The organism is Vibrio genomosp. F6 (genome assembly GCF_005146325.1).
Classification (GTDB): domain Bacteria; phylum Pseudomonadota; class Gammaproteobacteria; order Enterobacterales; family Vibrionaceae; genus Vibrio; species Vibrio cortegadensis.
Map to the genome: position 1 here is coordinate 36350 of NZ_SYUT01000010.1, position 14416 is coordinate 50765.

Here is a 14416-nt window from a genome sequence, read left to right on the forward strand (position 1 = left end):
TACCTGAGATTAAAAAAAAACCCACTCCTAAGAGTGGGTTTCGATACCAAATCTATAATAAATTATAGAGATTCAGTGAAAGTACGTGCGATTACGTCTTGTTGTTGCTCAGTCGTTAGAGAGTTGAAACGCACAGCGTAACCCGATACACGGATAGTTAGCTGAGGGTAGTTCTCTGGGTGCTTAACTGCGTCTTCTAGAGTTTCACGGTTAAGAACGTTCACGTTAAGGTGTTGACCACCTTCAATACCAGTTTCGTGGTGGAAGTAACCATCCATAAGACCAGCAAGGTTAGAACGTTGGCTATCTTCTTCTTTACCTAGTGCATTTGGCACGATAGAGAAAGTGTAAGAGATACCATCTTGAGCATCAGCAAACGGTAGTTTACCTACAGAAGTAAGTGAAGCTACAGCGCCTTTTTCGTCACGACCGTGCATTGGGTTTGCACCAGGAGCGAAAGGAGCACCAGCGCGACGACCATCTGGAGTGTTACCCGTTTTCTTACCGTACACAACGTTAGAAGTGATAGTAAGGATAGACTGAGTAGGGATCGCATTGCGGTACATAGTCAGTTTACGGATTTTGCCCATGAATGTAGAAACAAGTTCACATGCGATGTCATCTACGCGTGAATCGTTGTTACCAAATTTAGGGTAGTCACCTTCGATAGCGAAGTCAGTAGCGATACCATCTTCATCACGGATAGGAGAAACTTTAGCGTATTTGATTGCAGATAGTGAGTCAGCAGCAACTGACAGACCAGCAATACCACAAGCCATAGTACGACGAACGTCACGGTCATGAAGAGCCATTAGAGACGCTTCGTAGCTGTATTTGTCGTGCATGTAGTGGATGCTGTTTAGCGCAGTCACGTATTGCTTAGCTAGCCAATCCATGAAGTGATCTAGACGATCCATTACTTTATCGTAGTCAAGAACTGCATCAGTCATTGGCGCTTCTTTAGGGCCGACTTGCATTTTCAGCTTCTCGTCCATACCGCCATTGATTGAGTAAAGCATTGTCTTAGCAAGGTTTGCACGAGCACCGAAGAACTGCATTTGTTTACCAACAATCATTGGAGAAACACAACATGCAATTGCGTAGTCGTCAGAACCAAGGTCAGGACGCATTAGATCATCGTTTTCGTACTGGATAGAAGAAGTATCGATAGATACTTTTGCACAGAAACGCTTGAAGCCGTCAGGTAGTTGCTCAGACCAAAGAACAGTGATGTTCGGCTCTGGAGAAGGACCCATAGTGTATAGGCTGTTTAGGAAACGGAAGTTTGAACGCGTAACTAGAGTACGACCATCAACACCCATACCACCCATAGATTCTGTAGCCCAGATAGGGTCGCCAGAGAATAGCTCATCGTATTCAGGAGTACGTAGGAAACGAACCATACGTAGCTTCATTACGAAGTGGTCAATCATTTCTTGAGCTTGAACTTCAGTGATGATGCCAGCAGCGATATCACGTTCGATGTAGATGTCTAGGAAAGTCGAAGTACGACCTAGAGACATTGCAGCACCGTTTTGAGATTTAACAGCAGCTAGGTAACCGAAGTAAGTCCACTGGATAGCTTCTTGAGCAGTTTGAGCTGGCTCAGAGATATCGTAGCCGTATTTCTCAGCCATAACTTTGATTTGGCCTAGAGCACGGTGTTGCTCAGAGATTTCTTCACGAAGTTGCATTGTTGCAGTAAGATCTTCGCCGTTCTCAAATTTCTCTTGAAGAGAAGCAAATTGAGCTTGCTTGTCTTTCATTAGGAAGTCGATACCGTAAAGTGCAACACGACGGTAGTCACCGATGATACGACCACGGCCGTATGCATCTGGAAGACCAGTCAGAACACCAGATTTACGACATTTTAGGATGTCTGGAGTGTAGATATCGAAAACACCAGCGTTGTGCGTTTTACGGTATTCTGAGTAGATTTTTGAAACCATAGGGTCAAGAGTTTCACCATATGCTTTACAAGAACCTTCAACCATACGTACACCACCGTTAGGGATGATTGCACGTTTTAGCGGTTTTTCAGTTTGAAGACCAACAATAGTTTCTAGGTCTTTTTCAATGTAGCCTGCATCGTGAGCAGTGATGGTAGAGATAACAGAAGTATCAAAATCAACAGGAGCTTTTGTTGCGTTTTCCTGTTTGATACCTTCCATTACCGAAGCCCAAAGCTTGTTAGTTGCTTCAGTACCTTCAGAAACTAGGAAAGATTCGTCACCTTCATACGGTGCATAGTTCTTCTGGATAAAATCGCGAACGTTAACTTCGTTTTGCCATTCACCTTCAACAAAACTTTCCCAAGCTTTAGCAAATTGCTCTGCCATGACATACCTACCTTTTTAGTAGTAAAAACACGTACCGATTCACTGTAGAGACAGTTATCCCAGAAACGGGAAAGGTACACTCTTATTAAATAACAATATCTATATTCACGTGAACTGGTCACATAACGATATATATTGTCACTATTAAACATATGGTGACTTACTAAGTTGAAATCAATAGTACACTAAAATTTTTTTGCAAACCTTAAACTAAATCAATAAATGCTAAAAAAATTTGAAACAGCTAAATAAAATTTGAGTGACGAATAGCGTCACTCAAACTTATTTTAGTGGTTCTTACTTAATTATAAGAAACCAGGGATGCCATATTGACCTTCAAGCATACCAACTGCAAGCATTGCAATTAGACAGATAACAAGAACGCCACCAGGGATAACGATACGGTCAACAAAAGAAAGTTTTGCTGCACGAGTCTTATCACCAATTAGGCCATTGTTATCTAACAGCATTGTTAGAGCCCAAGCTAGAACAGGGTTCACTACTGCAGAAGCAAAAATACAAATACCAGCAGATTGTGAATCTTTAGTGTCCTTAACCATTTGCATACCCGCTTCAAGTAGAGGTAAGAAAACACCTACTAGAAGAGCGATACGCATTACAGGTGGCCATACTGCTACATCCATTGGGAAACCAAGAATAGCAATAGTCATAACTAATAGACCAAGAATGATGGCACCGCCAGGAATTGGACGTTTTGCAATCGCAGCTGGGATCATGTAAGTACCCCAAGATGAAGTGATGTTACCACCACCAACCGCTGTACCAACGATTTGACGGATAGAACACATAGTCATTGTGTCATCAACGTCCATTAGAACTTTTTCAGTTTTACGTGGGTAGTTTAGCTCTTGGAAGATACGGTGACCTAGGAAATCAGGAGACCACATCGCAACAGCTAGAATAGCAAATGGTAGAGATGCAATGAAGTGCTCAAGGTTAGGCAGACCTAGCATCCAACCTTCACTGGTAGAACCCCACCAGTAAACAGGGTTTAGATTTGGAAGACCCATTTCAGTTTCGAAACGAAGATCAAAGCCAGCACCGAAAATTAGCGCAACAAGAAGACCTGTAATAGCACAAGCTGGAATTGCTAACCAACGTTTGTTGATACGAGCAAGGAAAGCATAAAGTACAATGTTAACCGCTAAAACAACAAGACCAACGTAGCCCATACTGCCTTTCGCGATTTCAGCAGACTCTAGACCCGTCGCCCAAGTTTGGATTTGACCAATTTGGCTCATTGCGCCCGTAAATCCGAGGAAAACTAAGAGACCGCCGGCTACCCCCTCACCAGTTAAATTCACCAGTTTGGAGCCACCTTTAAAGTAACTAAGTAGAAGACCAAAGACACCCAGAAGGATTGCAAGAGCAAGAGGGTGAGCACCGGCAAGCGCGATTGTGCCGATTAATGGGATCATTGGACCGTGGTTACCCGCAAGGTTTGCTCGAGGGTTAATAAAGCCAGAAGCTAACACACAGAATAGAAGTGCAGGAATAAGCATTTCAACTCGTGCCACTTCAATCGCAAACTCTTTACCAAGGTTAACGTGGTCCCAAGCCGCAGTTAGGCCATCTGCCCAAGACATCATTACCGCAGAGTACATCGCGATGATACCGATAGTACCAGCAAGAGCAGGAACTAAATCTTCAAGTTCAAAGCGGAAGTCGCGGCCTGGTAAGTTTAAAGCAAAACGACGTGGCTTCATGATTTGAAGTTCGTGGTCAAGATATTCAGAACGGCTTGCAAACTCAGACGCCGGACGGTGTAGCTCTTGATAGCTCTTCTCGTCCACTTCTGAGTGCTCTTTGTTTACGTCTGACATAGATTCCTCATATTTTTAAAAGTTAGTAATTCTATTTTGAATTCTATAAACCCGCGTCCTGCGGTAATTCCTTGTGCTAAGGCATATAATGTAACACGTCTATTATGTGCCTGTGCATAGCCAATGAAAATTTGTAAAGCCTTAAACCGCGCTTTATCTTTGTCGCGAGTCTACCAATCTTACCCTTTTGGGTGATTGATCTTGATCACTTTAAATTATGGATGTGAAAGAAAACAACAAAAAGTATCATCTATGGTTATTGCCGCGGATATTGCGTGTAATTTGATTACATAAAGTGAACAAAGCTAGATGTGCTGTTTGGTCTCACACTTGTGTGATGAACCGTTTACAAGCTCATGTTTTTACCATGCAAAATTGATTTCTGGCGCTAAACTTGCTTAAGATTCAGCAATGACTTTTAAATGGCGATCACTTGCCGCTTCAGGATAATAAAATGAAAAATAACAAAGTATTGCCGTTAGTGGCGTTAATATCTGGCTTATTAGTAGGTTGCGGCGGTGGCGGTGGCGGCGGTGGCGGTGCTCCCGCAGCCCCAACATATACTTGGCAGTTTGTTCATTTATACAGCGATGTAAGATCTTCTATTGGCGCAGGCTGCAGTATTTATTCTGATGATCAAACAACTGCAGGTAACGTGATTGCAGCGAAAATAGCTGATGAAGGCTTTAATATTTTGTATCACAATGCTGATGGCTCTGTGATTTCAGAAGAAACAATCACCGATATTCCTACCACTGGCAAGGTTGTCATTGATAGTGGCCTAATACCTGATAATGGTTATGTTTCCCTTGAAGAAGTTGTTGGAGGTCTGGGCAATCGTAACGATGTGTATATGTTCACCGTTCAGAAAGATCTAATGACGAATTTAGTTCTTAATGTTAGGCAGCAAGCCAACCGCTCAAATAATTGTTATCAAGGTGAGCAATTTAATTTAACACTGTCTGATAACGCTGTTGTTGCTGTGGCGCAAAGCAGTGTTGATACCAGCTATTACCAATCAAGCTATGTTAATTCCCTGGTAAGTGGCCGTGAGCTTTCAGCAAATATACCGGTAAAAGCACCTTTAGTTGGAACTAAGAGCGTGCTGGTTACTGCGTTTGACACATTGGCAGGTAACCCTCAAGAGTATGAAGAGTTAAAGCATTTCACTTTCGTTCCTTCTACGTCTATTTATGATTCTACTAATCCACCGACAAACCTTCCGTCTGTTTCAATGCAAACTGTGGATGTCGATGGTTTGAATATTATCCCGAACGGTTTCTCAATTGATAACACAAGTAATGTAGAATTATCATACGAAAATGAAGTGTATCAATGGCAGCCTTTGTATAACAATGCCACAACGTTATCCTATTCAAGCAGCAACTTATCAGCGACTAGCTGGGGAGTGAAAGCAAATGGTACATCTACAAATGGATCGTGGACCGTGAATACGTTGAAACCATTCTCCGGCGTAGATTTGAATGTATCAATCCCGTCAGTAAGTGATTTCTCCTCAACTGCAGTAGATACCAGTTGTACAGCCGATTTCTGCGTCAGCTCTGCTGGTTTCACACCTAGTGATTTCGATTTACAAAGAACTCACGTAAGAGGTGTAACAAGTCTTAATTATGACTTTTACCAAACGATTTTTTCACCAGCAAGCACTAATCAAGCTTTGATGAAAAGCTCAGTTGTTACTTTCCAACAAGTTTCTACTGATAGGATAGAGATTGGTGTAGCTAAGCTTGATTTAGAAAGTGCAGATTCAGTTGCATGGTTCATGGAGAAGAGTATGAACTTGCAAAGCATTGTTGATATTGACTTAGCTAACTACACGGATGTTAATGGCTCTGTTTCTTTACCTACGCTTGTAAAAAACCGTAATGCCTCAATGTTAAGCCAATCAGTTGTAGCGCTGGAAAATAGCGTTAATTAAATTGTAATGATGTAACATAATTGAAACTAATTGAAGCCCCTTAACTGGGGCTTTTTTACGACTTCTATTCACCATAAAAAGATGAAAATGCCATTTTATGCATATTAATTTGGATAAAATGACTAGTTATTTGTTGTTTTATAAGTTAATAATTTGTTGCATGTTTTTTCGTTGAGTGCTAATTTGTATTGCAATTAAAGGTCGGAGTACCTTAGCAGTAATAATAAATTAGGGAGCAACAGCGCATGAATGAAGTACCAGCGCTTGATATAAAAGAACTGCACAAGACATTTGGTCAAAACGAAGTCTTAAAAGGCATCTCATTATCTGCACACAAAGGAGATGTGGTGTCTATCATCGGCTCTTCCGGTTCAGGCAAGAGTACCTTTCTACGCTGCGTCAATTTACTCGAAACCCCAACCGCGGGTGAAATTTGGGTGAATGGTGAACTTATCCAAATGAAAAACAACCGCGCAGGAGAGGCTGTTCCTGCCAATGAGAAGCAGGTTCAACGTATCCGCTCTCGCTTGGCGATGGTATTTCAAGGTTTCAATTTATGGTCTCACATGACGGTATTGGAAAATATCATTGAAGCACCTGTTCATGTCCTCGGCGTTCCAAAAGCTCAAGCATTAGAAAATGCAGAACTTCTACTGCAAAAAGTAGGGTTATACGAGCGAAAAGATTACTACCCTGGTCACTTATCTGGTGGGCAGCAACAGCGAGCAGCAATAGCAAGAGCCTTAGCGGTTGATCCTGAAGTGATGTTATTTGACGAACCAACCTCAGCACTTGACCCTGAATTGGTTGGTGAAGTATTAGGCGTTATGCGTGATTTGGCAGAGGAAGGCCGAACTATGCTAGTGGTGACTCACGAAATGGCTTTTGCCCGCGATGTATCTAATCACGTGATGTTTCTACACCAAGGCTTAGTTGAAGAGCAAGGTAACCCTGCGCAACTCTTTACTAATCCAGAATCTGAACGCTTACAACAGTTTATTTCGTCAATTTACTAACCTTTATTAACGTTCAATAAAGGTTAATTCGTGGCGATGAAAAGTAAAACACAACACAACGAAAGCAACATAAAATAAGTAACAATCCACAGGAGTATGGAAATGAAAAAGTGGTTATTAGTGGCAGCGATTGCTGCAACAGCAGCAACTGGAATGGCACAGGCTAAGGAATGGAAAACAGTACGTTTTGGTATTGAAGGTGCTTATCCTCCATTTAGTTGGACAGAAGCGGACGGTTCGCTTAAAGGCTTTGATGTTGACATGGCAAATGCGCTTTGTACTGAGATGAAAGTGAAATGTAAGATCGTCCCTCAAGATTGGGATGGTATTATTCCGTCACTTCTTGCACGTAAGTACGATGCAATCATTGCGGCAATGTCGATTACTGAAGAGCGTAAGAAAAAAATTGATTTCACAGGCAAGTACGCACTAATCCCAAATAAATTCATTTCGAAAAAAGGTGCAAACTTAGACTTCTCTAAAGAAGGGCTAAAAGGTGTGAAAATTGGTGTTCAACGTGCAACAACTCATGATAAATACCTTACAGATAACTATGGCGATGCCGTTGAGATCGTTCGTTACGGTTCATTTGATGAAGCATATTTAGATCTCGCTAATGGTCGTATTGTGTCAGTACTTGGTGATGCATCAGCGCTAGAAGAAGGCGTATTGAACAAAGCTGGTGGTGAAGCTTATGAGTTTGTAGGTCCATCATTGACAGATCCAAAATGGTTCGGTGAAGGTTTTGGTATCGCTCTACGCAAACAAGATAAAGCACTAACTAAAAAGCTAGATGCGGCTATTTTATCTTTGCGCGACAAAGGTATCTATCAAGATATCGCGGCTAAGTACTTCAACTACGACGTATACGGTCAATAATCTTCATGCGAGAGGCTGTTATCTAACATAACAGTCTCTTACCTACCGTTAGACACTTTCATTCCACAAGCGACTTACTCAATTATTACAGGTGAATACCTGTTGTGGTGATAACCATATTAACCTAGCCGTTTGTTGAATGATGGTATTCCTGACTAGCCGTTTTGCTGGGAATTATTATGCTGGATTTACAAGGATACGAAGCCTCAATATTTAATGGGGCCATACTGACGATACAAGTGGCAATACTTTCACTGATTCTTGCCATGATACTAGGGATGTTAGGTGCACTTGCAAAACTGGCTCCTTATCGTTGGGCTAGAGCTATCGCGACTCTTTATACAACTGTTATTCGCGGGATCCCTGATTTAGTTTTAATGATGCTGATCTTCTTCGGTGGTCAGATCTTATTAAATAACAGTTTATATGCCATCAATGAGTGGCTGAATGAGTGGTTTACTTCAAGTGATCCAAGCCATGAGTGGGTAGATTATCTGCCAGATTATATCGATGTTAGCCCATTTATTGCGGGTGTTTTAACCATTGGCTTTATATTTGGCGCTTACATGGCAGAAACGTTCCGCGGAGCGATAATGGCAGTCGATCACGGCGAAATGGAAGCGGCAAAAGCGTATGGAATGAGCACCGCTTTGGCATTTAGACGTATCTTGCTTCCTCAAATGATCCGTCACGCATTGCCTGGTTTTGGTAACAATTGGTTAGTTCTTCTGAAAACAACAGCATTGGTATCGATCATTGGCTTAGATGATATGGTTCGAGTCAGTTCATTGGCTGCCGGTTCAACCAAGATGCCATTTACCTTCTACATGTCTGTAGCATTGATCTTCTTATTCTTTACCAGCGTTTCGACAGGCTTGCTTAAAGTGGTCGAACGTAAATTTAGTATTCACGCGAGGTAATTATGGATTTTTCATTAGTGATTGAAAGCTTGCCCATATACCTTGATGGATTATGGACGACCGTTTGGATGGTGCTATGTGCCCTAATCATTGGATTGACGGTTGCGATTCCGCTGGCTGTTGCACGAAATAGTCATAATTATGCGTTCAGTGGACCCGCTTGGACATTTATTTATTTTTTCCGTGGTACGCCATTACTGGTTCAGTTGTATTTGATTTATTACGGAATGGATCAATTCTTTCCTGTAAAAGGGACGCTTTGGGAGCATGCTTGGTTCTGTGCATTGATTGCATTTGTACTAAACACTTCCGCATATACAGCAGAAATCATCCGTGGTGCGATTAACGGCTTACCGAAAGGGGAAGTGGAAGCGGCAAAAGCTTATGGCATGAGCACGTGGAAAACTTACCGCAGAATCATATTGCCGAGTGCTCTAAGACGCGCATTGCCAGCATACAGTAATGAGGTGATCTTCATGCTTCATGGTTCAGCTGTAGCGGGTATTGTGACCATCATGGATCTCACTGGCGCAGCACGATTAGTCAACTCACGTTACTACGCACCATTTGAGTCATTTTTAACTGCTGGGCTATTTTATATGTGCTTAACGTTTATCATCATTGCTTGCTTTAAGTTTGCAGAGAAACGCTTTTTAGCTTATATGAGACCGTTAAGCTAGAGTTAAAAACTTGATTATTAGAACAAACGAAAGAGGGAGGCCAAATTGCCTCCCTCTTTTTTATGGATCGCGTCTTTATTTGTATCGACTTGAGTGGTTTTGACTACTTAAAAGTAGACCAAATTGGTGCATGATCTGATGGCTTTTCAATGCCACGTAATTCATAGTCAATACCGGCATCGGTACATTGGCTCGCTAAACTTGGGGTTGCGAGAACCACATCAATACGTAGGCCACGGTTATCAACGAAACCTTTCGAGCGATAGTCAAACCATGAGTACTGATCAGTGACTTCTGGGTGCAGTTTCCGGAACGTATCTTCAAAACCCCAATCCATCAAGGTTTTCAGCCATTCACGTTCAATCGGCTGAAATGAGCATTTTCCTGTTTTTAGCCAGCGTTTTGCATTAGGAGCGCCAATCCCGATATCGGCATCAATTGGGCTGATGTTAATGTCACCCATAACGATGATTTGCTCATCATTACTGTGGTGATCATTTAAGTAAGACATCAAATCTTTGTAGAACTGTTCTTTATACGGGAACTTTGTTTCGTGGCTAACATTGTCGCCTTGAGGGAAATAACCATTAAGTACTGTTATTTTCTCTCCATTCTCATCTTTAAAAGTGCCGATAATCATTCGTTTTTGATGTTCATCGTTATCGGTTGGGAAACCTTTCTGGATAGACAGCGGCTCTTGCTTACATAGCATTGCGACGCCGTAATGGGCTTTTTGGCCATGAAAGTAAACTTTGTAGCCCATCGCTTCAACATCTTCGATCGGAAATGCTTCATCATGAACTTTAATTTCTTGGAGTCCGATAACATCAGGCTGATGCTTGTCAATGATAGCTTGAAGCTGATGTAGGCGAGCTCTTAGGCCATTGATATTAAAGCTGATAACTTTCATTGGGTATCCTTTAAATGAGATGGATTATCTTTCAAGAATGTTACCACTATCATAATAGAGAACAAGTAAAATAGGGAATAAGTAAAATAGAGAGTAAGCGCCAAGTCGATCTGAATGCTTGGTGAAATGCGCTATGACAGAATGTCACAAAGAGGTGTAAAAACCTTATGACAACACATTGTTAACATTTACTCTAACTTTCGATTGATATCTAAGGTAATTATGGTGTAATTGATAACTAAGCTATTCACATGGTAGTGAAAAAGTTTTTGGCTTAAATATAAGGAAGTATCATGCGAACCCTATCTGTTCAGTGGAAGATAACTTTATTAGCAGGATGCTGCTTGTTGGTTACTTCTCTATCCCTTATCGGCTTTTCGGTCTATAACGCTGTCAACAATCAGAAAATCATTAAATCTCAAAGTTCAGAGTCTGTGATCAATAAATCTCAGCAACTTCTGGAGAACCGTGCTCAATTAAATGCGACAGAAGTACAGGCCTATTTAGTTGAAGCGGTGCATCGTGCTGAAATGCTCGCGTCTACCGCCTTGTTTCTAAAGCGTAATGCAGAAGATAACTTTACAGCGAGTGAGGAACTTCGAACGGCACTCGACGAGATGGTTCGTCAATCGGTCTCGGAGTTTGACGCCATTCAGGGAGCTTATTTGGTCTTTAACCCCGACTCATTAGATGGTGAGGACTCTAACTACACCGATGCTGATTACGTTGGATCAAATGATATTGGCCGCTTTGCCCCATATTGGATCGTTTCAGAAAATGGGGAGAATATTTTAGCTAATGTCCTTAGTGAACAGACATTAAAAGAGCCAAGTAATAGTGAACGCTTTTTTTGCCCGGTAGCAAGTGGCGAAACGTGCGTGACCACGCCACGGTTTGTTAAGAAAGATAACGGCCAATTTCTGACATCTTCTATTTCTGTTCCGATTAAAGTTGATGGTGAATCGATAGGTTTCATGGGGATTGATTTAAAGCTCGATGGTCTTGCCAATGTTGCAACCGCTTCAGATTCAAGCCTATTTAATGGAAGCGGGAAAGTCTCAATTATTAGCCTTGATGGAAGTGTCATCGCTTCAGATGATCGAACGATAAGTGTTGGATCTCTTTTTGAAAATGAAAACTTATCACGTGATGACGTAACCGATCTCCTGTTTAGTGAGGAAGTGCAAACGAAATGGAGCACTTCAGGTGAGCAACTGATCGTCTTCTCCCCAGTTAAAGTTGCCAACCAAACGTGGGGTGTAGTTTTTGAAATGCCACGGGATAGCGTATTAGCCGATGCGGATCTGCTTGACCAAGTGATCACAGAACAAGTGGAACAAGGTGTAAAAACGGAATTGTTTGCTGGCGCTCTTTTTGTGATTTTTGGATTGGTGGTGATTGCGCTGGCGTCGTTAAGCATTGTTAAGCCAATTAGGCTGATGGTGGCGAGGTTGCAAGACATCGCGTCGGGAGAAGGGGATTTGACTCAGAGGATCCCAGTGTCAACAAAGGATGAAATAGGGCAATTAGCCGAAGGTTTCAATCTGTTTTTAGATAAGCTTCAGAATACGATAAAGCAAGTGGTGCAGACAACCAGCCAAATTGTGGGTACGACCGATCAGGCGAAACTGGCCGCGACAGAAACTCGCGGAAGCAGTGACGCTCAATTTAGAGAGGTTGATCTTGTTGCAACTGCATCAGAAGAGATGACTCAAACCGCGAGTTTGGTGGTTCAAAATGCAGAAACAGCCGTGAAAGCCGCACATCACGCCAATGAGTCTGCAAGTAAAGGGCAGCAAGTGATCGAACTCTCCTCTTCTGAGATGGTTAAGTTGGTTGATCGAATGACAAGCGCTGTGCCTGTGGTAGAAGAGCTGGCTAAAAATAATAGTAATATTACAGAAATTCTCGCTGTGATCGAGGGAATATCAGAGCAGACTAACTTGCTTGCGCTTAATGCCGCTATTGAAGCCGCTAGAGCAGGTGAACAGGGAAGAGGCTTTGCTGTAGTTGCAGACGAAGTGCGTAATCTGGCCAGTAGAACACAAGCATCGGTAGGAGAAATTCGTGGTGTGATTCAAAAAGTCCAGCAGGGAACTGAAGATGTGGTTGAAGCGATTCAAGAAGGTAACGACTTAGCGAATGGTACTGCGCTTCATGTACAAGAAGCAGTGACTGAGTTAAGTGCTATATTTGAATCTATCGCAGCAATTAGTGATATGAATAGCCAAATAGTGCGAGCAGCAGAAGAGCAGCAATCTGTGTCTGGCGAAGTTAACCAAAATGTGTTTAATATTCGTGATTTAAGTGCGAGAATTTTAGAGCAAGCGGAAGCCTCGGAAAGAGTGGCAAATCAAATCAGTGACTTTTCTTCAACCCAGCAAACGCTGGTGGACCAGTTTAAAGTGTGAGCTTATTTTGATCCTTAAGAGCAATGATTGAACAAAAGGAGCTGAATTCAGCTCCTTTTTTAATGGTTTAAATATTGGGTATTCTCGTTAATACCAACGCGAGAATTACCTATAGCTGGTTAAGGTTACTCATAACTGCTGAGAATTACTCTTCGATGAACCAGTAACCTTTATTGATCAGTTCACAGATGAGCGCCACGTTCGCAGAGCTGATTTCTTGGCCGAGATTCTCTATTGCTAACCAATCTTGATCGCAAAGCAGCGTTATGATCGCTCTATCTTGCTCGGCAACTTTGATCACTTCGCCATTGATGTAAGCAATACCGCTGTCTTGCTCATGATATAACGCGCGTAAGCCTGCTACTCGGTTAATGACACCACCATTCATGATGTGCAGTTGTACTTCTTCTGCTGTCCATAATTGCTCTGGAGCGACAATATCAAGTTGATGGCGAGATTGGCTTAACATACAGCCCATAAAATCTTGAATGATCTCTGGGTTTTGCAAGCTAGAGTTCAACATAGTCGTTAAATGCTGTAAATCAGACGTTTGGATCTTTCCGTTTCCATCTTGCGTCGTCAGAGCGGGGTTATGCATATGCACATCGCCCATATCATGTGCTAATACGTAATCGGCAAAATTACTGATCAGCTCTTGTTCCTTTGGTGAACGGAAGCCGACAGAGTAGCTCATTGATGGCTCTAGTGCATAACCATCATGTGGGAAGCCTGGTGGAATATAGAGAATGTCGCCAGGTTCTAGAATATCATCAATAATGGGCTCAAAGCCTTCAATTTGTCGAAGTGCAACGTGGCGGCTGGTCTCCTTGTATTGACCTTCGTCAAGTGCTCCAACACGCCAGTGACGCTTACCGCTCCCCTGAATGATGAATACATCATATTGGTCGATATGTGGGCCGACACCGCCATCTTTTACCGAGTAGCTGATCATTAAATCATCGAACAACCAATTAGGCATGCCTAGGAAAGGTTCGACTAACTGAGCCGCGCCAGAGTGCCAATGATTGGCTGCTTGTATAATGAAAGACCAATTGGTTTCGCCTAACGATTCGAATTTATCAGCGGAAAACGGGCCATGCTCGGCTACCCACTGGTCGTTTAAGTTGGAAACAAAGCGTGAATCAACATCCTCTTCCATGGCTAACCCTGCAATCTCATCGGGGCTAATTGGGTCTTCAAAGTTTTTGAATCCCCCCTTGATGATGATTGGTTTTTTCTGCCAATATTCGGCAAGAAACTCATCGAGAGACACAGTCAGTTGGTACATTTTACAGCCTTGATTTAATGATATAGGGGGAGGGTTAAGCTTTCTTTAATTTGGCTTCACAGTCAGATTTGACAATTTTAAGCGCTTCAATAGCAACCTGAGGGTCGATGTCATTCTGTTCGAGTAAACAGATGAGGTCGACGGCCAATTTAACTTCTTCAGGTGCTTGTTCAAGTGTTTGTTGAGTCAT

At 42.3% G+C, this 14416-nt stretch carries 11 protein-coding genes; 6 read left to right on the top strand and 5 right to left on the bottom strand.

The window, feature by feature from the left end:
* Window positions 1-62: 62 nt before the first annotated feature.
* A complete protein-coding gene (pflB, locus tag FCV43_RS00750; RefSeq protein WP_136993733.1) occupies window positions 63-2339 on the bottom strand; it encodes a formate C-acetyltransferase in 2277 nt (758 codons plus the stop codon).
* Window positions 2340-2644: 305 nt separating this feature from the next.
* Window positions 2645-4183: a DUF3360 family protein gene (locus FCV43_RS00755; RefSeq protein WP_017051922.1), complete on the bottom strand. Its 1539-nt coding sequence runs from the start codon at window positions 4181-4183 to the stop codon at window positions 2645-2647.
* 454 nt (window positions 4184-4637) lie between these two features.
* Here FCV43_RS00755 and FCV43_RS00760 point away from each other — a divergent pair, with 454 nt between their 5' ends.
* The 5 genes from FCV43_RS00760 to FCV43_RS00780 all read left to right on the top strand — a co-directional run bounded on the left by FCV43_RS00760 (window position 4638) and on the right by FCV43_RS00780 (window position 9617).
* Window positions 4638-6122, top strand: a complete 1485-nt coding sequence (locus tag FCV43_RS00760) for a flagellar sheath protein A (RefSeq protein ID WP_136993734.1) — start codon at window positions 4638-4640, stop codon at window positions 6120-6122.
* Between the two features lie 245 nt (window positions 6123-6367).
* Window positions 6368-7138, top strand: a complete 771-nt coding sequence (locus FCV43_RS00765; protein WP_113797517.1) for an ABC transporter ATP-binding protein — start codon at window positions 6368-6370, stop codon at window positions 7136-7138.
* A 102-nt stretch (window positions 7139-7240) separates the two neighbouring features.
* Window positions 7241-8017: an ABC transporter substrate-binding protein gene (locus FCV43_RS00770; protein WP_017051925.1), complete on the top strand. Its 777-nt coding sequence runs from the start codon at window positions 7241-7243 to the stop codon at window positions 8015-8017.
* Between the two features lie 179 nt (window positions 8018-8196).
* On the top strand, window positions 8197-8937 hold the full coding sequence (locus FCV43_RS00775) for an ABC transporter permease (RefSeq protein WP_136993735.1): 741 nt from the start codon (window positions 8197-8199) through the stop codon (window positions 8935-8937).
* Window positions 8938-8939: 2 nt separating this feature from the next.
* Window positions 8940-9617, top strand: a complete 678-nt coding sequence (locus FCV43_RS00780; protein WP_113797514.1) for an ABC transporter permease — start codon at window positions 8940-8942, stop codon at window positions 9615-9617.
* A 103-nt stretch (window positions 9618-9720) separates the two neighbouring features.
* Here the strand turns inward: FCV43_RS00780 and xthA are convergent, their stop codons facing one another.
* Entirely contained in the window at window positions 9721-10527 is an 807-nt protein-coding gene (gene xthA, locus FCV43_RS00785; protein WP_113797512.1) for an exodeoxyribonuclease III, read from the bottom strand.
* Between the two features lie 293 nt (window positions 10528-10820).
* Here xthA and FCV43_RS00790 point away from each other — a divergent pair, with 293 nt between their 5' ends.
* The gene (locus tag FCV43_RS00790; RefSeq protein WP_136993736.1) at window positions 10821-12938 is read left to right on the top strand and encodes a methyl-accepting chemotaxis protein; all 2118 of its coding nucleotides are present in this window, start codon (window positions 10821-10823) and stop codon (window positions 12936-12938) included.
* Window positions 12939-13083: 145 nt separating this feature from the next.
* On the opposite strand, the gene FCV43_RS00795 is transcribed toward FCV43_RS00790, so the two are convergent.
* A complete protein-coding gene (locus FCV43_RS00795) occupies window positions 13084-14226 on the bottom strand; it encodes a cupin domain-containing protein (RefSeq protein ID WP_136993737.1) in 1143 nt (380 codons plus the stop codon).
* 34 nt (window positions 14227-14260) lie between these two features.
* Entirely contained in the window at window positions 14261-14416 is a 156-nt protein-coding gene (gene rsmS, locus FCV43_RS00800) for a pleiotropic regulatory protein RsmS (RefSeq protein ID WP_017051931.1), read from the bottom strand.